This window comes from Methylotuvimicrobium buryatense 5G (assembly GCF_000341735.1).
GTDB lineage: Bacteria > Pseudomonadota > Gammaproteobacteria > Methylococcales > Methylomonadaceae > Methylotuvimicrobium > Methylotuvimicrobium buryatense.
In genome coordinates this window covers 4149858-4175763 of record NZ_KB455575.1, presented here as the reverse complement: position 1 = coordinate 4175763, position 25906 = coordinate 4149858, and the positions used below count along the sequence as shown (strand labels likewise).

22 protein-coding genes, 1 tRNA gene and 1 rRNA gene are annotated in these 25906 nt (G+C 48.6%); 18 read left to right on the top strand and 6 right to left on the bottom strand.

Translation table 11 applies throughout. The features are described 5' to 3' along the window. Positions 1–9: 9 nt before the first annotated feature. Together METBU_RS0118720 and METBU_RS0118715 are read right to left on the bottom strand one after the other, a co-directional pair. Positions 10–1544, bottom strand: a 16S ribosomal RNA gene (locus METBU_RS0118720). 269 nt (positions 1545–1813) lie between these two features. Then, a tRNA-Phe gene (locus tag METBU_RS0118715) sits at positions 1814–1889 on the bottom strand. Between the two features lie 527 nt (positions 1890–2416). On the opposite strand from METBU_RS0118715, the gene hslV reads away from it, so the two are divergent. From hslV to METBU_RS0118655, 12 genes are all read left to right on the top strand, one after another. Beyond that, positions 2417–2974, top strand: coding sequence for an ATP-dependent protease subunit HslV (hslV, locus tag METBU_RS0118710; protein ID WP_017842075.1), 558 nt, complete (start codon positions 2417–2419; stop codon positions 2972–2974). Next, complete coding sequence (hslU, locus tag METBU_RS0118705) at positions 2971–4296, top strand: ATP-dependent protease ATPase subunit HslU (protein ID WP_017842074.1); 1326 nt, start codon at positions 2971–2973, stop codon at positions 4294–4296. The genes hslV and hslU overlap by 4 nt, the downstream gene beginning before the upstream one ends. A gap of 4 nt (positions 4297–4300) precedes the next feature. Further along, complete coding sequence (locus METBU_RS0118700; protein WP_017842073.1) at positions 4301–4678, top strand: gamma-butyrobetaine hydroxylase family protein; 378 nt, start codon at positions 4301–4303, stop codon at positions 4676–4678. A 144-nt stretch (positions 4679–4822) separates the two neighbouring features. After that, positions 4823–5572 carry a bifunctional demethylmenaquinone methyltransferase/2-methoxy-6-polyprenyl-1,4-benzoquinol methylase UbiE gene (gene ubiE / locus METBU_RS0118695; protein WP_017842072.1) on the top strand — a complete coding sequence of 250 codons (750 nt, stop codon included), beginning with the start codon at positions 4823–4825 and terminating at the stop codon, positions 5570–5572. A 32-nt stretch (positions 5573–5604) separates the two neighbouring features. Beyond that, positions 5605–6213, top strand: coding sequence for a ubiquinone biosynthesis accessory factor UbiJ (locus tag METBU_RS0118690; protein ID WP_040575874.1), 609 nt, complete (start codon positions 5605–5607; stop codon positions 6211–6213). 60 nt (positions 6214–6273) lie between these two features. After that, positions 6274–7824: a ubiquinone biosynthesis regulatory protein kinase UbiB gene (ubiB, locus tag METBU_RS0118685; RefSeq protein WP_014149961.1), complete on the top strand. Its 1551-nt coding sequence runs from the start codon at positions 6274–6276 to the stop codon at positions 7822–7824. 421 nt (positions 7825–8245) lie between these two features. Continuing rightward, the gene (locus tag METBU_RS0118680) at positions 8246–9418 is read left to right on the top strand and encodes a phosphoglycerate kinase (protein WP_017842070.1); all 1173 of its coding nucleotides are present in this window, start codon (positions 8246–8248) and stop codon (positions 9416–9418) included. Between the two features lie 260 nt (positions 9419–9678). Then, positions 9679–9918, top strand: a complete 240-nt coding sequence (gene rpoZ, locus METBU_RS0118675) for a DNA-directed RNA polymerase subunit omega (protein ID WP_017842069.1) — start codon at positions 9679–9681, stop codon at positions 9916–9918. Positions 9919–9926: 8 nt separating this feature from the next. Beyond that, complete coding sequence (locus METBU_RS0118670) at positions 9927–12110, top strand: RelA/SpoT family protein (RefSeq protein WP_017842068.1); 2184 nt, start codon at positions 9927–9929, stop codon at positions 12108–12110. Positions 12111–12137: 27 nt separating this feature from the next. Then, positions 12138–12539 carry a RidA family protein gene (locus METBU_RS0118665; RefSeq protein ID WP_017842067.1) on the top strand — a complete coding sequence of 134 codons (402 nt, stop codon included), beginning with the start codon at positions 12138–12140 and terminating at the stop codon, positions 12537–12539. Positions 12540–12554: 15 nt separating this feature from the next. Beyond that, on the top strand, positions 12555–14636 hold the full coding sequence (gene recG / locus METBU_RS0118660; RefSeq protein WP_017842066.1) for an ATP-dependent DNA helicase RecG: 2082 nt from the start codon (positions 12555–12557) through the stop codon (positions 14634–14636). Next, complete coding sequence (locus tag METBU_RS0118655; RefSeq protein WP_017842065.1) at positions 14633–15205, top strand: chorismate--pyruvate lyase family protein; 573 nt, start codon at positions 14633–14635, stop codon at positions 15203–15205. Before recG ends, METBU_RS0118655 begins: the two co-directional genes overlap by 4 nt. Before the next feature lie 79 nt (positions 15206–15284). On the opposite strand, the gene METBU_RS0118650 is transcribed toward METBU_RS0118655, so the two are convergent. Further along, on the bottom strand, positions 15285–15728 hold the full coding sequence (locus METBU_RS0118650; protein ID WP_014149968.1) for a hypothetical protein: 444 nt from the start codon (positions 15726–15728) through the stop codon (positions 15285–15287). A gap of 308 nt (positions 15729–16036) precedes the next feature. Between METBU_RS0118650 and hemL the strand changes: the two genes are divergently transcribed. Together hemL and METBU_RS0118640 are read left to right on the top strand one after the other, a co-directional pair. Then, positions 16037–17317, top strand: coding sequence for a glutamate-1-semialdehyde 2,1-aminomutase (gene hemL, locus METBU_RS0118645; protein ID WP_017842064.1), 1281 nt, complete (start codon positions 16037–16039; stop codon positions 17315–17317). Between the two features lie 655 nt (positions 17318–17972). After that, positions 17973–18590 carry a class I SAM-dependent methyltransferase gene (locus tag METBU_RS0118640; protein ID WP_017842063.1) on the top strand — a complete coding sequence of 206 codons (618 nt, stop codon included), beginning with the start codon at positions 17973–17975 and terminating at the stop codon, positions 18588–18590. Positions 18591–18622: 32 nt separating this feature from the next. Here the strand turns inward: METBU_RS0118640 and hspQ are convergent, their stop codons facing one another. After that, positions 18623–18934: a heat shock protein HspQ gene (gene hspQ / locus METBU_RS0118635; RefSeq protein WP_017842062.1), complete on the bottom strand. Its 312-nt coding sequence runs from the start codon at positions 18932–18934 to the stop codon at positions 18623–18625. Between the two features lie 524 nt (positions 18935–19458). Here hspQ and ribA point away from each other — a divergent pair. Beyond that, positions 19459–20073 carry a GTP cyclohydrolase II gene (gene ribA, locus METBU_RS24700; RefSeq protein WP_083877788.1) on the top strand — a complete coding sequence of 205 codons (615 nt, stop codon included), beginning with the start codon at positions 19459–19461 and terminating at the stop codon, positions 20071–20073. Between the two features lie 8 nt (positions 20074–20081). Here ribA and METBU_RS0118625 read toward each other — a convergent pair whose 3' ends face one another. Next, positions 20082–21263 (bottom strand): M20 aminoacylase family protein, encoded by a 1182-nt coding sequence (locus METBU_RS0118625; protein ID WP_017842060.1) that lies wholly within the window; start codon positions 21261–21263, stop codon positions 20082–20084. A gap of 86 nt (positions 21264–21349) precedes the next feature. On the opposite strand from METBU_RS0118625, the gene lexA reads away from it, so the two are divergent. From lexA to METBU_RS0118610, 3 genes are all read left to right on the top strand, one after another. After that, positions 21350–22021 carry a transcriptional repressor LexA gene (gene lexA, locus METBU_RS0118620; RefSeq protein WP_017842059.1) on the top strand — a complete coding sequence of 224 codons (672 nt, stop codon included), beginning with the start codon at positions 21350–21352 and terminating at the stop codon, positions 22019–22021. After that, complete coding sequence (locus METBU_RS28250) at positions 22018–22173, top strand: hypothetical protein (RefSeq protein ID WP_014149976.1); 156 nt, start codon at positions 22018–22020, stop codon at positions 22171–22173. Before lexA ends, METBU_RS28250 begins: the two co-directional genes overlap by 4 nt. Positions 22174–22910: 737 nt before the next feature. Beyond that, positions 22911–23273 carry a SirB2 family protein gene (locus METBU_RS0118610; RefSeq protein ID WP_017842058.1) on the top strand — a complete coding sequence of 121 codons (363 nt, stop codon included), beginning with the start codon at positions 22911–22913 and terminating at the stop codon, positions 23271–23273. 89 nt (positions 23274–23362) lie between these two features. On the opposite strand, the gene METBU_RS24695 is transcribed toward METBU_RS0118610, so the two are convergent. Next, positions 23363–25906: a two-component system response regulator gene (locus tag METBU_RS24695; RefSeq protein WP_017842057.1), complete on the bottom strand. Its 2544-nt coding sequence runs from the start codon at positions 25904–25906 to the stop codon at positions 23363–23365.

Genomic DNA, 25906 nt, shown 5'->3' with positions numbered 1-25906 from the left:
CTGTCTTTGTAAGGAGGTGATCCAGCCCCAGGTTCCCCTAGGGCTACCTTGTTACGACTTCACCCCAGTCATGAATCACAAAGTGGTAAGCGCCCTCCCGAAGGTTAAACTACCTACTTCTTTTGCAACCCACTCCCATGGTGTGACGGGCGGTGTGTACAAGGCCCGGGAACGTATTCACCGCGACATTCTGATTCGCGATTACTAGCGATTCCGACTTCATGCAGTCGAGTTGCAGACTGCAATCCGGACTAGGACCGGCTTTCTGGGATTTGCTTACTCTCGCAAGTTCGCTGCCCTCTGTACCGGCCATTGTAGCACGTGTGTAGCCCTACCCATAAGGGCCATGATGACTTGACGTCGTCCCCACCTTCCTCCGGTTTATCACCGGCAGTCTCCCTAGAGTTCCCAGCTTGACCTGTTGGCAACTAAGGATAAGGGTTGCGCTCGTTACGGGACTTAACCCAACATCTCACGACACGAGCTGACGACAGCCATGCAGCACCTGTCTCAGAGTTCCCGAAGGCACTCCACTATCTCTAACAGATTCTCTGGATGTCAAGGGTAGGTAAGGTTCTTCGCGTTGCATCGAATTAAACCACATGCTCCACCGCTTGTGCGGGCCCCCGTCAATTCATTTGAGTTTTAACCTTGCGGCCGTACTCCCCAGGCGGTCAACTTAATGCGTTAGCTGCACCACTAAGTCTCAATAAAGACCCAACGGCTAGTTGACATCGTTTACGGCGTGGACTACCAGGGTATCTAATCCTGTTTGCTACCCACGCTTTCGTACCTCAGCGTCAGTTTTAGGCCAGAGAGCCGCCTTCGCCACTGGTGTTCCTTCCGATCTCTACGCATTTCACCGCTACACCGGAAATTCCACTCTCCTCTCCTAAACTCTAGCTGCCCAGTATCAAATGCCGTTCCCAGGTTAAGCCCGGGGCTTTCACATCTGACTTAAACAGCCGCCTACGCACGCTTTACGCCCAGTAATTCCGATTAACGCTCGCACCCTCCGTATTACCGCGGCTGCTGGCACGGAGTTAGCCGGTGCTTCTTCTATAGGTAATGTCAAGGCATCGGGTATTCGCCAACGCTTTTTCCTCCCTATTGAAAGTGCTTTACAACCCTCAGGCCTTCTTCACACACGCGGTATTGCTGGATCAGGCTTGCGCCCATTGTCCAATATTCCCCACTGCTGCCTCCCGTAGGAGTCTGGGCCGTGTCTCAGTCCCAGTGTGGCTGATCGTCCTCTCAGACCAGCTATGGATCGTCGCCTTGGTAGGCCTTTACCCTACCAACTAGCTAATCCAACGCAGGCTCATCTGATAGCGCGAGGTCCGAAGATCCCCCGCTTTCCCCCTCAGGGCGTATGCGGTATTAGCGTGAGTTTCCCCACGTTGTCCCCCACTACCAGGCAGATTCCTACGCGTTACTCACCCGTCCGCCACTCGTCGGCTCCCGAAGGACCGTTACCGTTCGACTTGCATGTGTTAAGCATACCGCCAGCGTTCAATCTGAGCCATGATCAAACTCTTCAGTTTAATATGGTTTGTGACTAAATAAGATCAGTCACCAATCTTGGCTCGACTAAGAATTAAACGTAATCTACTTGAATTAACGTGTTGTTCTTGCGTCGAATAGCTTTAACCGCTAAGCTACCCGCCACAAGCACCCACACAAATTATTTTGATCTGCTTGTTAAAGAGCTGGAAGACTTTCTCTCCCGTTGAGCCCGCCTATTATACAGAGGCAAAACTCAATGTCAAACTTTATTTTTTTATTTAACTGTTTAGTTAAATAAATCTTTCATTGGTGCCCAGGGGCAGAATCGAACTGCCGACACGAGGATTTTCAGTCCTCTGCTCTACCGACTGAGCTACCTAGGCGCACCGTGAAAGAGCGCGTATTAAACAGGATTCTTAATTTTGAGTCAAGCTTGTTTTGATCTTTTTTCTCCGATGACTAATTTTTCCCTTTAAATCAACCTGATGACCTCTGAAAGTTTTCCGAAGCAAACTCCACCTAACACACTCTGCGTATACGCGCGGGAATTGATTAGCAAAAACCAACAATAGAGACAAACCACAACCACTGCACCCAGCCTGCTTTTTGCTCTTAATAAAAAACGCACCAAATCCTGACAAGAAGCATACAACATCATCCCAAGCGTCGAGCAAAACCAAACAGACACAATCCATTTATACTTTATTATATGAATATCCAAATTTTAGCTCTCAAATCAAACCCGCAGGAATCTAATTAACTTATACTTTCGCTTTACGCCTATTGAAATTTCAAGAGTGCAACCCATATTTTGTATTATATCCATGACAACGATTCAGATTCTTTTCCTTATATGGAATAAGACAGGTAGAATTGCCATACTTTAATAACTATAGACTGGAAATTAGAAGTGAACTTCAGAGGAACAACCATTCTTTCCGTCCGACGCGGCGATAAAGTTGTCATTGGCGGTGACGGCCAGGTCACGCTTGGCAACACTGTGATGAAAGGCAACGCACGCAAAGTTCGACGCTTATATCACGATAAAGTTATTGCGGGTTTCGCCGGAGCCACGGCCGATGCATTTACCTTATTTGAGCATTTTGAAGGCAAGCTGGAAAAACATCGAGGCAATTTAACTCGCGCAGCCGTGGAAATGGCTAAGGATTGGCGTACCGATCGCGCTTTGCGCAGGCTTGAAGCCTTGCTTACTATTGCGGACGCGAAGTCCTCTTTGATCATATCAGGCACCGGAGATGTCATTGAACCGGAACACGACCTCATTGCTATCGGCTCAGGAGGACCTTATGCTCAATCAGCGGCCCGGGCTTTGTTAGAAAACACTCAACTTAGTGCGCGTGAAATTGTTGAACGCTCTCTCAATATAGCTGCAGACATATGCATTTATACGAACCATAACTTGCGTATTGAAGAACTCGACGCCGAACCTAAAGAGCAGACCGAATGAGCCAAATGACACCAAGAGAAATTGTCCACGAACTGGATAAACACATCATAGGACAAGCTAATGCTAAGCGAGCTGTCGCAATCGCGCTACGTAATCGCTGGCGTCGCAGTCTAGTTAGCGGCATTCTACGCGATGAAATCACTCCGAAAAACATCCTGATGATTGGCCCCACCGGCGTCGGCAAAACCGAAATCGCCAGACGCTTAGCCAAACTTGCGAACGCGCCATTCATAAAGATAGAAGCCACTAAATTTACCGAAGTGGGCTATGTGGGTCGCGACGTTGAATCGATCATTCGCGATCTCGTCGATACCGCGGTAAAAATGACTCGCCAAGAAGAGATGGATAAGGTTCAAAACAGGGCAGCCGATGCTGCTGAAGAATCAGTACTCGACATCTTATTACCGAGCGCTAGTGGTGGCATGCTTTCCGAAACTGAGTCGTCCACGCGTCAAAAAATGCGCAAAAAGCTACGTGAAGGAGAGCTGGACGATAAGGAAATTGAAATCGATGTCCGCATAGCCCCGCTCGGCGTTGAAATCATGGCTCCTCCCGGCATGGAAGAAATGACCAGTCAATTACAAGGGATGTTTCAAAATCTCAGTAGCAGCCGAAAAAGCACTCGTAAATTGAAAATCAAGGATGCCTTGAAAGCCCTGCAAGAAGAAGAAGCCGCCAAACTGGTTAATGAAGAAGATATCAAGCTACGCGCGGTTGACGCAGTGGAACAAAACGGTATAGTTTTCTTAGACGAAATCGATAAAATTTGTAAACGTTCCGAAATGAGTAGCGGTGGCGGAGAGGTTTCCCGCGAGGGTGTTCAACGCGATTTGTTGCCACTGGTCGAAGGCAGCACGGTCAGCACAAAATATGGCACAATCAAAACCGATCATATTTTATTCATTGCCTCAGGCGCCTTTCATTTAACCAAACCATCGGACCTCATCCCAGAACTGCAGGGCCGCTTTCCTATCCGAGTTGAGCTCGACGCCCTAACCGCCGATGACTTTGTTCGTATCCTAACAGAACCGGACGCCTCATTGACCGAGCAATATCAAGCCTTATTAGCTACCGAAGGTGTATTGTTAAATTTCTCTCAAGACGGCATTCAACGCATTGCCGAACTTGGCTGGCAAGTCAATGAAACAACGGAAAACATTGGCGCAAGAAGATTGCATACCCTATTGGAGCGCTTACTGGAGGAAATATCGTTTAACGCACCGGATTTAACCGAGCAATCGATCACGATTGACGCCGGCTATGTCGACGCACATCTAGCCGAGTTAGCTCAGGATGAAGACTTAAGCCGATACATACTCTAAACTTATGCGCCTGATCGTACAAGAAATCGACACAACACCAACCGAAATCAAGCTACACCAGAATTCACGAATTTTGGAAATTAGTTTCGACGACGGACAAACCTTTTCGTTGCCTTATGAATACCTTCGCGTCTACACCCCTTCGGCGGAAGCGATAGGCCATGGACCCGGACAAGAAATATTACAAATAGGCAAAGAAAACGTCACCATCAACGAACTTAAACCGGTCGGCAATTACGCGGTAACCCCGTTTTTTAGCGACGGTCATAACAGTGGCATTTACACTTGGCCGCTACTTTATAAATTAGGCTCGGAATACAAGGAGCTATGGGCTGCATACTTGGATAAACTCGAAACGGCGGGACAACCCCATCATCAGTAACCCACTCTATATCGTGCGAGTCATGCTCGATGACAAGGCGGCAATTCGGCTGTAGCTTTTGTCGACTAAACTCCTCGTCTTCGGAACAACAGCCTTGCTTTCGGCTAAATTCGATCACTAATTAGCGCCTAACCGGATACAATCATGACAAACGAAAACACAACTCATTTCGGCTTTAAACAAGTCGCTAAGGAAGAAAAAGTTCAAATGGTCCGGGGTGTATTTGACTCCGTGGCCGGCAAATACGATATCATGAACGATTTAATGTCGTTCGGCATTCATCGCGTTTGGAAACGCATAGCCGTACAACTCAGCAACGTCCGTAGCGGTGAAAGTGTACTTGACCTGGCCGGCGGCACCGGCGACCTGACAATGCTCTTCGAAAAACGCGTCGGCAAAAAAGGGCAGGTAGTCCTCGCAGACATCAACGCAGAAATGCTGCGTAATGGTCGCGATCGCCTGATCGACCACGGCATCATCGGCAACATTCGCTTCGCGCAAGTCAATGCGGAATGCCTACCTTTCGAGGACAACTCCTTCGACTGTGTTTGTATCGGCTTTGGGCTCCGCAACGTTACCGACAAAGACGCTGCATTAAGATCGATGTATCGCGTGTTAAAACCGGGCGGAAGGGTCATCGTGCTGGAATTTTCCCACCCGACCGACAAATTGACCGAAAAGGTTTACGACTTTTATTCATTCAACTTGATGCCTAAAATCGGAAAGTTCGTTGCAAAGGACGAAGAGAGCTACCGGTATTTAGCCGAATCGATCCGCATGCATCCGAAACAAGACGACCTCAAAAAAATGATGGAAAACGCAGGCCTTGAACGCTGCGAATATTTTAATTTAACGCAAGGCATCGTGGCGGTACATAGAGGCTATAAAATCTAATAATGCCTCCCCAATTTACCGACGACTCGCTCATGACCGTAAAACCCCTACTGCTTAGCGTATTCGAAGCCGCCTTGAATCGCTTCGTCGCACTTGACCGCGATGCTAGTTATTTACTGGCTCCGCTAACCGGCAAAGTGATCGGCATTACCCTCCGGCCATTCAATGAAACACTCTATCTTTGCCCTTCGGAAACCGCTATTCAGGTCTTAGACGACTACCCGACCCCGGCCGACACGTTATTGACCGGCACAGCACTAGCATTCGGCGCAAAAGGCTTGGGAAGCACATTATTCAACGACTTGATCGAAATCAGCGGTGATAATGAAGTCGGGAATGCATTCATTAACCTTTTCGAAAAGATAGATATCGACCTCGAAGAAATACTATCGCGTTATACCGGCGATATCATTGCTCATCGCATAGGCCGATTCTTTCGTACCGGCCAAAGTTGGACCGGCGACATACTCGAAAGCTTCCGGCTCAACCTAACGGAATTTCTTCAGGAGGAAGCTCGAGACTTACCCGCAAAACCAGAGACCGATATTTTCTACCGTAAAATCAGCGACCTGCAAACCGATCTTGACCGATTACAAAGCCGTCTAGAAAATCTTGAGATTACCCATACCGAACAGCCTTAACCCTATATACAAACCAACCCCTTTGATCCATCCACGACAATATTACTACAAGGTAACTCAGTGATCCGCCCAAAAATATTGCTGCGCCTGATTCATATCAACTGGGTCCTGGTCTTCCACGGCCTTGATGAAATTGTCCTAAAAACGCATTTATTCCGGCCAATTCGGTATTTAGTCTTTTTATCGCCTACCTTTTGGCTACGGCGCGGAACAGAATCACGCGGCGTCAGAATTCGTCGTGCACTCGAAGATTTAGGCCCCATCTATGTAAAATTCGGACAAGCCTTATCCACCCGTAAGGACCTACTCCCTGAAGATATCGCGGATGAACTGGTCAAGTTGCAAGACAAGGTTCCTCCGTTTTCCAGTAGTATTGCCCGTGCAATTATCGAAAAAGAATTGGGAATACCGATCAGCGAGGCTTTCGCCGAATTCGACGACGAACCGCTAGCGTCGGCCTCGGTCGCACAAGTGCATACTGCCGTGTTAAATAACGGTGAACAGGTCATCGTCAAGGTATTACGACCCGACATCGAACAGCGCATCCGGTCCGATGTCGGCTTGCTATACGAATTAGCTCGCTTTGCCGAACGCTTTTGGAGCGATGCCCGACGATTAAGGCCTCGGGAAGTTGTTATGGAATTCGAGAAATCGACACTAGATGAACTCGACTTAGTCAGAGAAGCCGCCAACGCCGCTAAGCTGCGCCGTAATTTCGAACACTCGGAAATGATTTATGTGCCGGAAGTACATTGGCCGTTGACTCGCCAAAAAGTCATGGTCATGGAACGCATCAAAGGCATACCGGTCGGCAACATCGAACAATTGCGAGCCGGCAATGCCGACTTCAAACTGCTTGCCGAACGCGGCGTCGAAATTTTTTTCACGCAAGTCTTTCGCGATAATTTTTTTCATGCCGACATGCATCCCGGCAATATTTTCGTCGAACTCCCTGCCAAATATCTCGCTGTCGATTTCGGCATCGTCGGCACGCTGTCGGAATCCGATCAGCGCTACTTGGCTGAAAACTTTCTAGCCTTTTTCAATCGGGATTACCGCCGCGTTGCGCAAATGCATGTCGAATCAGGCTGGGTTCCCGGAACGACGCGTGTCGAAGACTTTGAATCGGCAATCCGAAGTGTTTGCGAACCGATTTTCGAAAAACCGCTCAAGGATATCTCTTTCGGACACTTATTGCTGCGTTTGTTTCAAACCGCCCGGCGCTTCGACATGCATGTTCAACCACAACTGGTGCTACTGCAAAAAACCCTGCTTAATATTGAAGGACTCGGCCGCCAACTTTATCCTGAACTAGATTTATGGCAAACCGCGAAACCATTTCTGGAAAAATGGTTTCACGAACGTCTAGGCCCGAAAGCCAAAATACAAAAAGCCTTGCAACAGTTTCCCGAACTCGCAGAGCAATTCCCGGAAATCCCGGCACTGGTTATCAAGGCATTGAACGACGCAGGTCATGCCCGCGCGCAAATGGATCAACAAAACCGCGAATTGCATTTATTACGCAAACAAATCGAACGTAACCAAAATACCACATTGACTACGATTTTGATCGGCGCGGCAATGATAGGCGCTGCTATTTTGCTACAATAATACAACTTTAGATCACGCGACTAATTTGCCATATTCATCTCGGAGCAGTGTGGATTTTTGCTCCGTGCAATATCCGCATTCACCTTGCAACTAAACTCCATAGGTCATTAGCTATGAATCGAAATCATCCATAATTTAGGCGCGAAGGCCTCGGCGTCCTTTGACGAGCTTACAGCGCATAAATTTGATTAGGAATATGCACAAAGTAACTTATACAAGTAGTAGGCTTTGTGGCGGTTTGGTGACTCGCTTGACAGGGCGCCGTGAATACGTCCATGTAGGCTTGACGGCGGCTATCCCTGCCGCCGACACCTGTCAATCGAGCCACCAAACCCCCTCCAACAGTTGTCTAAGTTATTTCATGCTCGTTCCTTAGCTACATTTTAAACCCTATCTCAACTCAGCATCAGGAGCCAAACATATGTCGATAAAAAAAATGGTCGATCTGGACTTATCAAGTAAACGCGTATTGATTCGTGAAGACTTAAATGTCCCCATCAAAAACGGGAAAGTGGCTAGCGACATCCGCATACAAGCCAGCCTGCCCACTATTAAACACGCCTTATCAGCCGGTGCCGCAGTCATTCTGATGTCGCACTTAGGCCGTCCCGAAGAAGGCGTTTACAGCGAAGAAGCCTCGATGAAACCGGTTGCCGAACATTTGCAAGGCTTACTTGGCAGCCCCGTACGCCTAGAAAAAGACTGGATCGACGGTATCGAAATACAGCCGGGTGAAGTGGTTTTATGCGAAAACGTACGCTTCAATAAAGGCGAAGGGAAAAACAGCGAAGAGCTTGGCAAAAAAATGGCTGCCCTATGCGATATTTTTGTAATGGACGCATTCGGCACCGCACATCGAGCCCAAGCGTCCACGCACAGCGTTGCGCAATTTGCACCGATCGCTTGCGCCGGCCCCTTATTAGCTAAAGAATTGGACGCCTTAGGCAAAGCATTGGAAAGCCCAGACCGGCCTCTGGTCGCAATCGTAGGCGGCTCGAAGGTTTCGACCAAGCTCACCGTACTCGAATCCCTATCGCAAAAAGTCGACCGACTCATCGTCGGTGGCGGTATTGCCAATACCTTTATTGCTGCCGCCGGATTTCCGGTAGGAAAATCCCTTTATGAAGCCGATTTAATCGATGAAGCAAACCGATTGATGGATCAAGCCAAACGTAACGGAGCTGAAATCCCGGTGCCGGTCGATGTGGTTTGCGCAAAAGAGTTTTCGGAAAACGCCGCCGCAACAGTCAAAAAAGTCGCCGATGTTCAAGACGACGATTTGATTATGGATATCGGCCCTGAAACTGCCGCGCTTTATGCCGACATTTTAAAATCGGCCGGCACAATCGTGTGGAACGGTCCGGTCGGGGTTTTCGAATTCGATCAATTCGGTGGCGGCACCGAAGCCCTATCCAAAGCCATTGCCGACAGCAGTGGCTTTTCAATTGCCGGCGGTGGTGATACGCTAGCGGCAATCGACAAATATGGCATCGAAGAAAAAGTATCCTATGCTTCGACCGGCGGCGGCGCTTTTCTTGAATTTTTGGAGGGCAAAGAATTACCGGCCGTAGCCGTTTTAAAACAACGCGCCTGAGAAAATCCGTATCATCCGATAACACTACGAGGCAACGAGCCCGGTAAAAAGCTTATCGCATCTTCGGAATTACCGCCCGCTTAAGCTTAACACCATTGCCTCAGGCACTCGCGACTGTTACAAACCGTTCGTAATTTGAACTGCAAAAGAGTTATTAGAGTCTTTTATTGAAACGCTGATTTAATCAGCGTTTCCTTTTATAATGGATGCCCTTTTCATCCGGCCCAAAGGGCCGATATTTATTGTTTCACAGGATCACTATGGCCAGAGTCACTATCGAAGACTGTCTTGAGCACGTCGAAAACCGTTTTAAACTGGTGTTGTTAGCAAGTAAACGCGCCCGCCAATTAAGCAAGAATGCGGAAGAATTTGTCCCGCGCGGCAAGGACAAAGACACAGTACTTGCTTTACGCGAAATTGCTGCAGGTCATGTCAATGCCGACAACATCAATCTGCTGCATCGTACCGGTGACGACACCGAAGCCGATTTAACATTCTAAATAAAGCCATGTTACAACTAGCTGACAGTCTCGAACTCGAACGCCCTCAGGATAAACTGATCCGGCGTTTATGCTCGACTCTGGAAAGCTATATGGATCAAGCCCAAATCAACGATATCTGTAGGGCCTATCAGTATGGCGCGGAGGCGCATGCCGGCCAATTCCGAAAGAGCGGAGAAGCTTACATTTGCCACCCTATCGCCGTGGCCATTAGCCTGGCGGAAATGCGCATGGATGCGAAAGGTATCATGGCAGCGCTACTGCATGATGTCATCGAAGACACGCACGTCAGCAAGGAAGACCTCGGCCGCTTGTTTAGCATGGAAGTGGCCGAACTGGTAGACGGCGTTACAAAGCTGAGCAAAATCGACAGTAAATCGCGCGCTGAAGCTCAAGCGGAAAATGTCCGAAAAATGTTTTTGGCCATGACTAAAGATTTGCGTGTCATCATGGTCAAACTAGCCGACCGTCTGCATAACATGCAAACCTTAGGCTCGATGCCACCCGAAAAAAAACGCCGCATCGCGCGCGAAACACTCGATATTTATGCCCCCATCGCTAACCGGCTGGGCATGAATCATATCCGCCATCAACTGGAATCCCTCGGATTTAAAGCCTTATACCCCGGTCGACATGCGGTCTTAAAAAATGCCGTCAAAAAAGCTCGAGGGAATCGAAGAGAAATCGTCGAAATCATCCAGAATTCGATTAAAAACCGCCTACGCGAAGCCGGCTTGGAATGCGAAGTCGAAGGGCGTGAAAAGAATCTTTATAGCATTTATCAAAAAATGCTGAACAAAAAAATATCCTTTGCCGACGTGTTCGACGTTTATGCCTTTAGAATTCTTTGCGATCAGCCCGACACCTGCTATCGCGCACTGGGCATCGTACATAATCTGTATAATCCGGTCCCCGGACGATTCAAGGATTATATCGCACTATCCAAGGCCAATGGCTACCAGTCTCTGCATACCATATTGATCGGCCCTTACGGCGTCCCTATTGAAATTCAAATCAGAACTCATGAAATGCACCGAATGTCGGAATCGGGCATTGCCGCGCATTGGCTTTATAAATCCGATAGCGATAAAGCGGATAGCGAAAAAACCGAGCATGCCCAAGCCCGAGCTAATGAATGGCTGCGCGAATTACTGGAGATTCACAAGTCGGCCGGTAACTCCATGGAGTTTATCGACAATCTCAAAATCGATCTTTACCCCCAAGAAGTCTTCGTATTCACGCCTCAAGGCGGTATTATCAAATTGCCACGCGGAGCAACGATCGTCGACTTCGCTTATGCGGTACATACCGATATCGGCAATTCCTGCGTCTCGGCTCGGGTCGATAAACAACTGGTGCCGTTGCAAACGCAACTCGAAAACGGCTTAACCGTCGAAGTCATCACCACATCTTGGGCTCGCCCCAATCCGCTCTGGTTAAACTATGTCGTCACCGCGAAGGCTCGCAGCAGCATCCGCGCCTATCTGAAGAACTTTAAACAACAAGAAGCGATCAACCTCGGACGCCGCCTCCTGGAAAAGGAATTACAAGGCATGAACTTACAATTGGACACCATTCCATCGGAACGCGTGAACAAACTTTTGGAGGTGTTGTCGGTCAACTCGATGGACGCCTTACTCGAAGACATTGGACTCGGTAATAAAATGCCGTTTTTGGTCGCCAAACGCTTGAGTCAAGACGACATCTCGTCGGCGGTTAGACTCGACGATAACGAACAAGGCGTCAACAGCCCGCTAATTATCAAAGGCACAGAAGGCATGGTCGTCACACTGGCCAAATGTTGTCGCCCGATACCGGGCGATTCGATCGTCGGTTTTTTCAACCCCGGACGCGGCATCGTCGTTCATCATCATGAATGCAGAAACAGCAGCGATTCAAGAAAAAAACAAACCGGTTGGCTGGATGTCGAATGGAGCAAGGATACCAGTGGAGAATTTCCGGCTGAAATTCGCATCGAGATACTCAATCAACGAGGAACGCTCGCGACTATCGCTGCAACCATTTCAGAAATGGATTCGAATATCGAAAACGTCACGGTAGTCGATCAGGACGACCGAGTCTCGGTCGATTTGATCACACTCACCGTTAAAGATCGAGTTCATTTAGCCAATATTATGAGGCGCCTGAAAAAATTGACGATCGTTCTAAAGATTACGCGAGTCAAGGCCTAGATAAAAACTCAAACTAAAATCCTACTCATGAACAAAAAAATCATCCATACCCAGGACGCGCCACAAGCCATCGGCACTTATTCACAGGCCGTTAAGGTCGACAATACCGTTTACTTATCCGGTCAAATCCCCTTGAACCCTAAAACCATGGACGTTGTCTCGGAAGACATTCGTAACCAAATCACCCAAGTGTTCCATAACTTGAAAGCGGTCGCATTAGCGGCTGGCGGCGATTTAACGGATATCGTCAAATTGAATGTTTATTTAACCGACCTCTCCAATTTCCCAATTGTCAACGAAGTCATGGGCGAATTCATCAGCGAACCCTACCCGGCCCGTGCCGCGATCGGAGTCGCTGCATTACCGAAAGGTGTTGGCGTAGAAATTGACGCGGTCATGCATTTACGTAACGAACTCTATCCGGCATAAAACCGACACTCTACGATGGACCGTACCGATCCGCTTGATCAATCGGTCGCTTCATTGGGCGGCATCGGCAAGCAAACGGCAAGCAAGCTAGAAAAGCTGGGCATCCGAACCTGTCAGGATCTTATCTTCCACCTCCCCCACCGCTATGAGGATAGAACTCGAATCCAAGCAATTGGCGCCCTAAAACCGGGGGTGACCGCCTTGATCAAAGGCAAGATTGAATTAACCGACACGCTGCTGCGCGGCCGTAAAAGTCTGATTTGCCGAATCGGCGACGGTACAGGCTTCATTAATCTGCGTTTTTTTCATTTTAGCGCCGCACAACTGACACAGTTGAGCCCGGGAACCTGCATCAGTTGTTTCGCGGAAGTCCGGCACGGCTATGCGGGCTTGGAAATGATCCATCCCGACTATAAAATCCTTAGCAACCCGAAACAATCCGTCACCGAAGACACCTTGAGGCCGGTTTATCCGCTGACCGAAGGTTTAAGCCAATCCTTACTTAGGAAAGCAATCAAACAAGCGCTAAACCTGCACCTTAAAAACTTGACCGATTGGTTACCGGAATCGCTTTTACAGCGTTTCAATTATCCTACGCTGATCGAGGCAATCAACTTCCTGCATGCCCCAAGCGAACAGACGACCGCCGAGACATTACTCCAAAACGATAATCCGGCGCGAAAACGCTTAGCCTTTGAAGAACTTCTCAGTCATCACCTCAGCTTGAGAGTCGTCCGTGAACAAGCCCGCGAACAACTCGCTCCTCCTTTTTCTATTGACGAGACGACCCGGCGGCATTTTCTGAAATCGCTGCCATTCCAATTGACCGGTGCGCAACAACGCGTCATCACTGAAATCGAAGCCGATTGTAGTCGACAACAACCCATGTTACGCCTGGTACAAGGCGATGTCGGCTCCGGTAAAACCGTCGTTTCGGCATACGCCGCCTTACTCGCGTTGGCAGCGGGATATCAAGTCGCGGTCATGGCACCGACCGAATTGTTGGCCGAACAACATTTTCGAAATTTTAGCGCCTGGTTCGAGCGATTTCAGACTCAAATCATCTTCTTGACCGGGCAAATCAAAGGCAATACCCGAAAGACCACGCTCGAAACGCTCGAAGATGGCTCTGCCGGCATCGTGATAGGCACACACGCACTGTTTCAAGAATCCGTCACCTTTAAAAAGCTGGGACTGATCGTCATCGACGAACAGCACCGCTTCGGCGTGCATCAACGTATGGCGCTCAGAGACAAGGGGCGTAACGCCGGCATTCGTCCGCATCAGCTGGTCATGACCGCCACGCCGATCCCGCGAACCTTGGCTATGCTACAATACTCGGACCTCGATATCTCGATCATCGACGAATTACCGCCCGGCAGAAAGCCCATCGTCACCAGCGTCATCCCCTCCGAACGCCGCGAAGAGGTCATCGCCCGTATCGGCCACTGGGTCGCTCACAAACGGCAAGCCTACTGGGTCTGCACCTTGATCGAAGAATCCGAGGCCTTACAATGCGAAGCCGCCGAAAAAACCGCTGAACTACTCACCCAAGTATTACCGGACATTCGCATTGGACTAGTACACGGACGCATGAAAGCCGCCGACAAGGATGCCGTGATGCAAGACTTTAAGAGCCACCGAATCGATCTTTTAGTCGCGACCACCGTCATCGAAGTTGGCGTGGATGTTCCTAACGCCGGACTCATGATCATCGAAAATCCGGAACGCTTGGGCCTATCTCAACTTCACCAGCTACGAGGACGGGTCGGCCGGGGCAAAGACGATAGTTATTGTTTGCTACTCTATCAATCCCCTCTCTCCGACACGGCGAGACATCGGCTCGGTATTCTAAGAGACACAAACGACGGCTTTATGATTGCCGAAAAAGACCTGGAACTACGCGGACCGGGCGAAGTCATGGGCACCCGGCAAACCGGGCAAATGCAATTTAAAATCGCCGATTTGGATCGAGACACGGATCTACTGGATAATATCCCAACGATTGCCGAATCGCTGCTACACCATTCCCCCGATGCCGTTCAACCGTTAATCAAACGCTGGCTCGGAGAAACCGTCAATTATGCCGAGGTATGATACGCTTGCCGATTAAAAGCCTTTTATTAACACAAGAACCGAACTGGATCGTCAGTCGCCCCGGAGAGCACCATACGATTCCGCTGTCAGCGCAATCCTGGATCTACGAGCCCGGATCGATCACGCAACGATTGCGCAGCTACTACGGCGATGCCGTCAAAGTAAAAATACTACTCAATTGCCGGCGCCTGCCTTTTTTGAGCGAGCGCGAACGGCTCAATCTCAATCCGGGACGTTACACCTTAACCCGCGAGGTGTTATTACATGCCGACGGCAGGCCGCTAGTCTTAGCTCGTACGCTGATTCCAGAAAAAACAATCAAAGCCGCTCGGCGGAACCTAGCCCACCTTGGCACTAAACCATTGGGAGAAGTGATTTTTTCTTATCCTAAGTTAGCCAGACTGGAAATGGATTTCGCGCTTATCGCCCCCCCGCTTTGGACGCCCTTTGCCGTCAACGAAGCCCATATCGAACAACCGCTTTGGGCAAGAAGAACCGTATACGCCATCCGCCAAAAACCGCTACTGGTAAACGAGTTTTTTTTGCCTGAGGTTTTTAACTTGCTTTAAATCAGAATTCAGCGCCGGCGGATGTTGCATGAACCTTCACCGCCAAGCGCCGAATTTTAAACGTAAGCGCTAGAACTAGTTAGCGCTTACCGAATAGATTAGGACTTTTCGGTTGGGCTTTTTTTTGCAGACAATGGTATGCGGCGCTTTCGAATTTAATCCTAAGAGACTGCGTATTTTTATTTTCTTTGACGAATAGCTCGGCTTCCTTAGCCGTCAAATCCTTGAGCAGATAAGTCGCGATACACATGCAAGGTTCGGCAAAACGTTTTCTGTCGAGTTCTTTATTGACTGAATTCTTAACTTCCCTTTCCACACATTGATCGGCAAATTGGTGTTCGAATTGATGCTTGACCAAATCGCTGACTTCGCTCCCATGCGCGTGATCAAACTTGACATGAGCTTTGGTTTTGACGGGCTCCGAAGGCCTCGAAGAAGACTTATCGTCCGAGCATCCGGCGATCAAAAAAAAGCCCGTCAACAAGACGCCCCACACTAGACTAATATTTTTTATATAATGCATTGTTTTGATAATAGTTTTAAAGTTTAGATACTTAAGGCCAAACGAAACAATAATATGATGATTTCATGTCTTTGTATACCCTAGTACAATAGGAGTCGAAACCATCAGTCCTTTACAAGTATATATTTCGCACTTCAAATTTCGGCATTGTCGGAGGAGGCCTTGGGGTGCTAGGTAAAGGCTTTGCCAGCATGGAGCTGGCATAGAGCCTACATGGAAGTATTTACGGCGTCCTTTGACGGGTACCCCAAGGCCGAATTTTCATCTACGATGGTTATACTTTGACCCGCTCTAATTCAAAAAAAATCATGACCCATTCAAACGATCTATTCTCCGCAGCAAAACAAGTCATTCCCGGCGGCGTCAATTCGCCGGTTAGATCATTCGGCGGCGTCGGCGGCACACCGGTTTTCATCGACCATGCTTCCGGCCCTTATATTTTCGATAGCGAAAACAAGCGTTACATCGATTATGTCGGCTCCTGGGGACCACTGATTCTAGGACACGCCCATCCTGAAGTGATCGCTGCCGTCACTGAAACCGCCCAAAAAGGTCTTAGCTTCGGTGCGCCGACCGAAATTGAAACCCGCATTGCTCAAGCCGTTTGCGAACTGATGCCGTCGATCGAGTTGGTTAGAATGGTTAGCTCCGGCACCGAAGCGACAATGAGCGCGATTCGCTTAGCCCGCGGCTTCACCGGACGCGACAAAATCGTTAAATTCGAAGGTTGTTATCACGGCCATTCCGACTCGCTCTTGGTCAAGGCCGGCTCGGGAGCACTAACATTCGGAGTACCGAGTTCGCCGGGCGTTCCTGCGGCCCTGGCGGAAAATACGATCACGTTAACCTACAACGATAACGAATCTGTCGTCGAGTTATTCAAAAAAATCGGCGACAGCATCGCTTGCATCATCGTCGAACCGGTCGCCGGCAATATGAATTGCATCCCGCCGGTTTCCGGTTTTCTCGAAACGCTACGCCAAGTCTGCGACGAATCCGGCGCGCTATTGATTTTCGATGAAGTAATGACCGGATTCCGTGTAGGATTGCATGGCGCACAAGGGGTTTACAACATCACGCCCGACCTGACCACGCTCGGTAAAGTCATCGGCGGTGGCATGCCGGTCGGCGCTTTTGGCGGCAAACGACAAGTCATGGAATATCTCGCACCGATCGGTCCGGTTTACCAAGCCGGTACACTCTCGGGCAACCCGGTCGCCATGGCCGCGGGACTGAAAACACTCGAGCTGATTGCGAAACCGGACTTCTACGAAATTTTAACCGAGAAAACGACCCGTTTCGTCAATGGCATGAAAGACCGCGCCAGCCAAGCAGGAATACCCCTTTCAAGCAATGTCGTCGGAGGCATGTTCGGCTTGTTTTTCAGCGAAGACAAGCAAATCACTTCGTTTGCACAAGTCGCTCAATGCGATCAAGACCGTTTCAAACGCTTTTTCCACTCAATGCTCGACAATGGTGTTTATCTGGCTCCGTCGGCCTTCGAAGCCGGTTTCGTTTCAGCCGCGCATAGTGACGAGATCATCGATGAAACGCTGGATATCGCGGCAAAAGTGTTCAAGACTTTATAAACACGCGGATTAAGCCCATCGTTCATCGTAGATCAAATTTCGGCACGTCAATACCTTCTCCCTTTGGGAGAAGGTTAGGATGAGGGAGATAAAAAGCTGAAACTTGATGCGTGTGTACTATAAACCTAACGTTCATGAAGGCCCGGCAAATGAAAGCGCGTGGCGTTGGTGGAGGGTGCGATCACTCGCCCGACAGTACGCCGTAAATACGTCCATGTAGGCTCGACGGCGGCTGTCAGATTGCCAGGGATGGCATGAATGCAGATTTTGCATTACGCCATGGATGGCGTGTATTAGGGCAATGCAGGAGCAATTGCCGAGGAGCAAAAATCTGCCTTGCCGCCGACGCCTGTCGGTCGAGCAACCGCACCCTCTCAGGAACCGGCATTGCCAGAACGGAGTTTTGTATATCGAAAAATTAGATAAGGAGTCCGAATCTACGAACTTTCACAGTAAAGTCGGTAGTTTAACCATAAAGCACATGCAGTATATTAGTTAAATTCAATAGGTTGCTTTAGCACCCCACTAATTTTTCGGGTGAACGAAAGTTTTACACAAACGGGTAAGAAGCTATTCTTCATCACCTTCATGGTGAAATGCTTTAATTAGGATCAACCAATTCGAGTTCTTTAATGCGCGATGACAAGGAGATGATATGAAACCGGACAGCCTCTCGATCAAAAAACGCTATGACCGACTAGCGCCTTATTTCGACAGCCTTGAAGCCGTCATGGAAGGCTTATTTTTCAAAAAATGGCGCAAACGCTTATGGGCCAAAGCCGAAGGCGAGCATATTCTTGAAATTGGCGTCGGCACCGGTAAAAACTTCGATTATTATCCGCATGGCGCTCGGATAACCGCAATCGACTTCAGCGGCAAAATGCTAGATATCGCAAGACACAAAAAAAACCGAAAACAGATCGATGTCGATCTTCATGTAATGGATGTCGAATCGCTTGAATTTGCCGACAATTGTTTCGATACCGTGATTGCCTCTTTCGTATTTTGCTCGGTACCCTCGCCCAGAAAAGGGCTCAAAGAATTGCATCGAGTCTTAAAACCGGGCGGACAAATCGTGCTGCTCGAACACGTTTTAAGCTCAAGACCTTTGCTTGCTCGCTTGATGAATCTATTGAACCCGTTGACGGTTTCATTGCTCGGCGCAAACATCAATCGGCAAACGATCAAAAACGTACAAGCCTCCGGCTTCAGTTCGATTCATGTCGACTCAAGCAGCGGCGACATTATTAAACTAATACAAGCGCGAAAATAAACTCGATCGACGAACAACTCTCGTTTGCCCGATCAGTTCTTCATGACATGCAACGAATAAACCCCGTTGTCAAAATCGTCAAAATAGTAATCTACCATCGGATTATGAATGCGCTGCTTGTTCTGACTGACCATCAAATTGCATTCCGCGACATAGGTTTGGTGACTGGCATTATCGACCAAGACATGATACCAAGGTTGATTCTTTGCGGGTCGACTGCGCGCGACTTTTTCGTACCATTCTTCGCCGCCGCGAAACTCGAAATCGACATCGTAGATAACCCCACGGTAATTAAACAATTTATGATGAACGATCTGCCCTAAAAAATATTTTGCTTCTTTCATAACCCGTCTCTTCAAGCCAAGCAGCTCTTATAAACCTTTCGCACTTCAAATTTTGGCAGTCCCTAAAGCGCCGCCGGGGTGCTCGGCAAAGGCTTTGCCAGCATGGATGTATTCACGGCGTCCTTTGACGGGCCCCGGTGCCGAATTTTGATCTACGATGAGTATATCTAAACTTGCCGCCACATCCGCGCAAAGTCCGACTTCAATAAAAGAATATCATAATCATCACAAACACCCTAAACCGCCGAAAATGCATAAACCGAGAATTGCTGAAAAATTCTAAAGTTTTTCGCTACGAACTGGACGAATTAGTTAAAATACCCGCAATTCCCAATTTGGAGATCAAAAAGGGTGTGGGGTATGCTTGGCGAGGATGTCGGCAGCAGGGAGCTGCCGCCAAGCCCCCATGGATGGGTTTACGGCGTTCCTCGACAGGCATACCCCACACCCTAAAATCGGCGAAACTGCTCAAACTGGGAATTGCTGTTAAAATACAGCCCATTACATTATTTCGATTAAACGACGTGAAGCCTCAGATAAAAAATCTTGTTCAAACCCGCATTCCAACCCGTTACGGCGAATTTGTTCTACATTACTACAGCAACAACATCGACACTAAGGAGCATGTAGCCTTCGTAAAGGGCTCAATCGCAAACCAAAGCCGAATTCCGGTTCGCATCCATTCCGAATGCTTTACCGGCGACGTTCTCGGTTCGCGACGTTGCGACTGCGGCGAACAGCTCGACAAGGCACTGCAGATTATCAGCAACGCGGGGCAAGGCGTGTTGATTTATTTACGCCAAGAGGGGCGCGGTATCGGGTTATTGAAAAAACTGCAGGCTTATAACTTACAAGACCAAGGCATGGATACGGTCGATGCCAACATTCATTTAGGTCATTTGGACGACGAGCGCGACTATACTTTCGCCGCGTTAATGCTACAAGACTTAGGCGTCGATTCGATCCAATTGATTACCAATAACCCGAGAAAAATCGATGCATTGACTCAACTCGGCATCAAAGTCGAGGATCGCATCCCGATCGAATCGGTTTTCCATAACGACAACCGCGCTTACTTGACCACCAAAGTCGAAAAAATGAGTCACTTGTTAACCCTGCCGAATGAAGACAAAAACTAATCGTCCCGTTAAACTTCCGCCGGCAAAACCGTTTCCACCAAGCTAACCCAATAGGCGGCTCCCATCGGTAAAATTGCATCGTTAAAATCGTAATGCGGATTATGCAATAAACAACTGCCTTCCGAGGGGCCATTACCGATCCATACATAACACCCAGGCACCTGCTGCAGCATAAAAGCAAAGTCCTCCGAGCCCATGCTCGGTACCGGGCACAAATCGACTCCTTCGCTTCCCGCTACCTTTGCTGCCGCCAGCAATGCCAATTCGGTCGCATTCGGCGCGTTGACCAACACCGGATACCCCGGATTCTCGGGATTGAACGCAATCGACCCGCTAACGCCCAATCCCGCACAAATTCCTTCGACCGTCTTTCTAATCTTATCGACAATCAATTCCTGCACCGCTGGTGTAAAGCATCGAAACGTACCGCGCAACACGACCGACTCGGGTAAGGCATTCCAAGTATCACCCCCATGAATCTGCGTAATGCTGACTACCGCCGAATTGAGCGGGTCGACCGTACGGCTAACAATGGTTTGTAAAGCACCGATCACTTGCGCCGCGGCGACAATAGCATCGTTGCCTAAATGCGGCATTGCGGCATGTGTGGCACGCCCTGTGACAACAATCTCGAAACAATCGAACGAAGCCATCATCGGGCCGGATTTGACGGCAAATTGTCCTTCCGGAATATCGTGATAATTATGCATACCGAACACGAAATCGACTGGAAACAACTTAAACAAACCGTCATCGATCATCCGTTTCGCACCGGCCCTGCCTTCTTCGGCCGGTTGAAAAATAAAATATACGGTTCCATCGAATTGAGGATGCCGACTTAAATATCCTGCCGCACCGAGTAGCATCGCACTATGACCATCGTGCCCGCATGCATGCATTTTTCCATCATGCTTCGAACGATGCGCAAACGTATTTTGCTCTTGAATAAACAACGCATCCATGTCCGCTCTTAGCGCAATTTTTCGAGAGCTCGTGCCAGCTTCCAAACTCGCCACAACACCGGTTTCCCCCAATCCTTCATGCACATCAAGCCCGAACTCCCTTAATCTTGCGGCAATAAAACGCGCCGTTTCGTTTTCCTCGAATGCGGTTTCAGGAAATTGATGCAAATGCCGCCGCCACTGCCGCATCGGCTCATGCCATTCCGATAATTTTTTTTCTGTCGTCATAGCCATTCGAAAAACATAATAAAAATAGATATTGTTTTCTATTTGTTCTTTGTATACTATTTTTCAAAACAGATAGAGAACAAACTATGCATCCTTTCAACTTAACCCGTAAACAACAAGAAGTGTTTGATTTTTTACTCGATCAACAAGACTTTACACATCCACCGACACTCGACGAATTATGCGCCGCTATCGGACTAAAATCGAGAGGCTCGCTGCACAAACATATTCAAGGACTCATTAGTGCCGGCCTAGTTGAAGCTCCTAACCGTAAACAACGAGGCATCCGTTTAACAGCCCACGCCTTGGCACTGAAAGAACCTTCGGCTAACGATCAACGCAATACGCTACCGTTAGTCGGCGCAATCGCCGCCGGCAAACCGATCGAAGCCATTGAAAATATCAACTACATGCACGTCCCAGATCAACTAAAATCCGAAAAGCCTTGCTATATCTTACAGGTTAAAGGCGAATCGATGATCGACGAGGGCATTTTCGACGGCGACTGGGTCGTCATCGAACAACGCAGCCACGCCCTTAACGGCGAAATCGTCGTAGCATTGATCGACAAGATGGAAGTCACGCTCAAAATCATCGAACAGTACCCGCATGAAACGGTACTGATTTCGGCGAATCCGGGTTTAAAACCAATGCGCTATAAACCTCATCAAGTTGAAATTCAAGGCGTATTGATCGGGCAAATGCGCAGTTATCGGCACAAAAACCCATCCCGCCACTTAACCGGAGAAAAATCATGACCCCACGTTATCACATGCAGGATCAAGTCCATGACCGTATCAAAGATCTGATGGGCGAAAACCAAACCTTCCCATGGAACGAAGGCCGGCTACCGAATATCGTCGCACCGGCCATTATCGTATTATTTTTACTCCTGGGCTTGAATTGGTAAACATGACTGTACACTTACCTCACTTCAAATTTCGGCATTAGCGTATGGAGGTACCGGGGTGTTCGGTCGATTTTTGCTCCTCGGCAATTGCTCCTGCATTGCCCTACTACACGCCATCCTTGGCGTAATGCAAAATCTGCATTCACACCATCCTTGGCGCTTAGCTGCCGCCAAGCCCCCATGGATGGGTTTACGGCGTTCCTCGACAGGCATACCCCATACCCTAAAATCGGCGAAACTGCTCAAACTAGGAATTGCTGCTGTTTTCTTGAGAGTAGCGCGTTAATGCATAGCATGTTATAAATTAACGCGCGGTTATAAACAGGTAAACCGGCGCCAAAAAACAACGGCTAACCCTAGAATAAGCATTGGGTCCACTAAAATATACCCATCGTAGATCAAAATTCGGCACCGGGGTGCCATCAAAGGACGCCGTGAATACGTCCATGTAGGCTCTATGCCAGCTCCATGCTGGCAAAGCCTTCGTCGGACACCCCGGCGCCTCCTTAGGCAATGCCGAAATTTCAAGTGCGAAAGGTATAGCTAATAAACACAATTATTCGACGAAATAACACATTGGTTGTTGATCAATGAATGAGGAGAAGTCAAACCGCACCTCTAGAGAGTCATTAGTTTTGTGTCTACCATGCTTTCCGTGCACAATGCCCTGATTTCAAGTAATACGCAGAACATTCATCCTATTTGGCCATCACCTTTTCTAGAAAATTAAAATCACTATGATCAAACATATCCACATGCTTTTTGTCGCGCTCTCCATCATCAGCTTTACCGGGCGCATATTCTTGTCGGAAACCCACTCTGCATTACTGTCGCAAAAATGGTTAAAAATTGCCCCGCATGTCATCGATACGGTGCTGCTAATTAGCGGAATTTCATTGGTTTTTATCGGCGGCTGGCTTTCGGCCGATTTCGGCTGGATCCTTGCCAAAATCGTGGCATTGCTTGGTTATATCGGCCTAGGTATCGTGGCGATGCGCAGTCAAGGCAATCAACGCTGGCTGGCATTTGCGGGCGCCTTACTGTGCTTTATTTATATTGCGCTCGTGGCAGTCAACAAACAAGCATTTTTCTTTCTGTAATTCTAAACCCTAACCGGGGCAATATCCTTGCCCCTAACCAAGCACTTTCGCTTTAAAAGATAGCCGCGGCGATCACGGTAAAAACCTGACTACTCATTCGCCAATACCGAAATTGACTCGTTCAAAAAAGCTTCAAATTCATCGATCGCCACTGGCTTTGAAAACAAATAGCCTTGAAAAACCCGACACCCCAGATTTTGTAAAAATGTTAGCTGTTCATGGTTTTCAACACCTTCCGCGATGGTACTTAACCCAAGACCATCGGCCATCGAAATAATGGCTTTAACAATCGCTCGGCTTTTACTATCGGCAATACAGTCCCGGACAAAAGACTGGTCAACCTTCAGCGTATCCAATGGGAAGTTTCTGAGATAGCTCAAATTGGAATAACCGGTACCGAAATCATCGATTGATATTCGAACCCCGATATTCCGCAACTGGGCCAGCGTTTTGATCGATTCGTAAGAATGGTGCATCAAGCATCCCTCGGTTAATTCCAATTCCAACATCGACAAATCCTGAAGCCCACTAGACAAAATAATATGCCGTAAACGTTGCGCGAAGTCTTTTTTAGCAAATTGACGCGGCGAAACATTCACAGCCAAATAGCTGCAGGTTTTATTGAAAGGCGCCTGAGTTTCCTCCCAGTGCCTGAGCCGCTCGCAGGCTGTCGCCAACACCCAATCACCAATATCATGTATCAACCCGGTTTCCTCTGCCAATGGGATAAAATCCATCGGTGAAACCCATCCTAATTGGTCGTTGTTCCAACGAATCAAACACTCGGCGCCGATGACCGATTTCAGACTGATGTCGACTTGCGGTTGATAATGAAGCTCGAACTCGGCGTTTTCGATCGCTTTCTTCAACAGCGTTTCCAATGTAAAGCGTTGCCGCTCTCTTTCCGCCATACTGGGGTGAAATAATTTAAAGCGATTACGGCCTTTTTCCTTCGCGACATACATCGCGGTATCGGCATGCTTGATTAGGTCGTTACCGGTTGCGGCATCGTGCGGATAAAACGCGATACCGATACTTCCCGTCACCGTCAATTCATGATGCGCCAAATGGATTGGGAACGCCAATACCTTACGCACCTGCTCTGCTACCTGGGCCGTATGCAGTTCGGCAACGGACTTATCACCTCCCAAGTTGGTCAACAAAACAATAAATTCATCGCCGCCTTGTCTGGCCACGGTATCGGCTTCTCTGAACATGTCTTTTAGCCTTTCGGCAATCGTCATCAATAACTGATCGCCGACCGAATGCCCCAATGTATCGTTGATATTTTTAAAGCGATCCAAATCGATGAACAATAATGCCACGCTGTCATCCGTTCGTTCGGACTGAGCCAAGGCTATCCGCAGTCGATCGCTCAATAAGGTTCTATTTGCGAGCCCCGTCAAATCGTCAAAATAGGCTAACTTGCGGATTTCTTGTTCCTGTGCCTTTTGGTTGGAAATATCGGCAAATACAGCAATGTATTGGGCGACGTTCCCTTGAGCATCGGCAATAGCGGTGATACTCAACCACTCCGGATAAATCTCACCATTTTTACGCCGATTCCATATCTCGCCTTGCCACTTCCCGGTTTTTTGCAAGCCATTCCATAACGAGCGATAAAACAGCTTATCTTGCTTTCCGGATTTAAGAATGCCGATATTTTTGCCAAGCACATCCTTCGCCGCATATCCGGTAATCGCTTCAAAAGCGCTATTGACTCGCAACAGCACGCCACGAGCATCGGTAATTGCAATACCGTCCAACGTATTCGCGAATACGGAGGCGGTTAGCCGAACTTCCAACTCCGACCGTATGCGTACCAACAAGTGAGTCAATTTTTCCGCAATACTTTTAAAAATACGGGCTCCGGCGCCATTATCAGTCGCCGGCGTATAGAGTAAAACGCCCAATAACCGGTCCGCTTCGATCAATGACAATGCTTGCCACGGCGGAAAGCCGTTACCGGCAACTAATGATTGCGTCGACAACCCCTCGATTCGCTCAGGATAATGCGTTAATCCGGGATCGGTTTGACCAACGAACTTCAATCCTTCATCATTCATTAGATAAAGCGCACAGGAACGGCTGAACGACTGAACTAAAGGCTCCGGCGCAATCAAATTTAGGGTTTGCCTTGCCATTTCTTCGAGCGAATCGAACGTTCCGCACTTCAATGCCATCAACGATGACAACAAGGCCTGCAAGCGAATGTCGTTATATTGATCGCTAAGCGCTTGTGCGGCGCGCAACATATAACGAACATGGTGGATCAGCACCGGCCAATTGATCGGTTTCGTAATAAAATCGCTGGCTCCAGCCTGATATGCCTCTTCAATCGACCGAGTGTCGTCGGAGCCCGTCAAGATCAGAATCGGGACATGCTGCCCTTGGGGTAATGCTCTGATTATCCGGCAAACTTCGATGCCGTCGATTCCGGGCATATTGATATCGAGCAAAATAATATCGGGATGAACTTGCTCATAAACAACCAGGCCGCGCTCTCCGCTTTCCGCCGATTCAACGGTAAACCCATGGGGTGCCAATGCCTCGCTAACCAAGATCCGAATCGCGGGATCGTCATCGATGATTAACAAAAGCGGTTGTTCGGCTGTTCGGTCTGTTGGCGACAT

Excerpts from the sequence above, each read along its gene's own strand:
- hslU (WP_017842074.1), top strand. The coding sequence starts at position 2,971 with ATGAGCCAAATGACACCAAGAGAAATTGTCCACGAACTGGATAAACAC.
- METBU_RS0118700 (WP_017842073.1), top strand. The coding sequence starts at position 4,301 with ATGCGCCTGATCGTACAAGAAATCGACACAACACCAACCGAAATCAAG.
- ubiE (WP_017842072.1), top strand. The coding sequence starts at position 4,823 with ATGACAAACGAAAACACAACTCATTTCGGCTTTAAACAAGTCGCTAAG.
- METBU_RS0118690 (WP_040575874.1), top strand. The coding sequence starts at position 5,605 with ATGACCGTAAAACCCCTACTGCTTAGCGTATTCGAAGCCGCCTTGAAT.
- METBU_RS0118680 (WP_017842070.1), top strand. The coding sequence starts at position 8,246 with ATGTCGATAAAAAAAATGGTCGATCTGGACTTATCAAGTAAACGCGTA.
- rpoZ (WP_017842069.1), top strand. The coding sequence starts at position 9,679 with ATGGCCAGAGTCACTATCGAAGACTGTCTTGAGCACGTCGAAAACCGT.
- METBU_RS0118670 (WP_017842068.1), top strand. The coding sequence starts at position 9,927 with ATGTTACAACTAGCTGACAGTCTCGAACTCGAACGCCCTCAGGATAAA.
- METBU_RS0118665 (WP_017842067.1), top strand. The coding sequence starts at position 12,138 with ATGAACAAAAAAATCATCCATACCCAGGACGCGCCACAAGCCATCGGC.
- recG (WP_017842066.1), top strand. The coding sequence starts at position 12,555 with ATGGACCGTACCGATCCGCTTGATCAATCGGTCGCTTCATTGGGCGGC.
- METBU_RS0118655 (WP_017842065.1), top strand. The coding sequence starts at position 14,633 with ATGATACGCTTGCCGATTAAAAGCCTTTTATTAACACAAGAACCGAAC.
- METBU_RS0118650 (WP_014149968.1), bottom strand. The coding sequence starts at position 15,728 with ATGCATTATATAAAAAATATTAGTCTAGTGTGGGGCGTCTTGTTGACG.
- hemL (WP_017842064.1), top strand. The coding sequence starts at position 16,037 with ATGACCCATTCAAACGATCTATTCTCCGCAGCAAAACAAGTCATTCCC.
- METBU_RS0118640 (WP_017842063.1), top strand. The coding sequence starts at position 17,973 with ATGAAACCGGACAGCCTCTCGATCAAAAAACGCTATGACCGACTAGCG.
- hspQ (WP_017842062.1), bottom strand. The coding sequence starts at position 18,934 with ATGAAAGAAGCAAAATATTTTTTAGGGCAGATCGTTCATCATAAATTG.
- METBU_RS0118625 (WP_017842060.1), bottom strand. The coding sequence starts at position 21,263 with ATGACGACAGAAAAAAAATTATCGGAATGGCATGAGCCGATGCGGCAG.
- lexA (WP_017842059.1), top strand. The coding sequence starts at position 21,350 with ATGCATCCTTTCAACTTAACCCGTAAACAACAAGAAGTGTTTGATTTT.
- METBU_RS28250 (WP_014149976.1), top strand. The coding sequence starts at position 22,018 with ATGACCCCACGTTATCACATGCAGGATCAAGTCCATGACCGTATCAAA.
- METBU_RS0118610 (WP_017842058.1), top strand. The coding sequence starts at position 22,911 with ATGATCAAACATATCCACATGCTTTTTGTCGCGCTCTCCATCATCAGC.
- METBU_RS24695 (WP_017842057.1), bottom strand. The coding sequence starts at position 25,906 with ATGTCGCCAACAGACCGAACAGCCGAACAACCGCTTTTGTTAATCATC.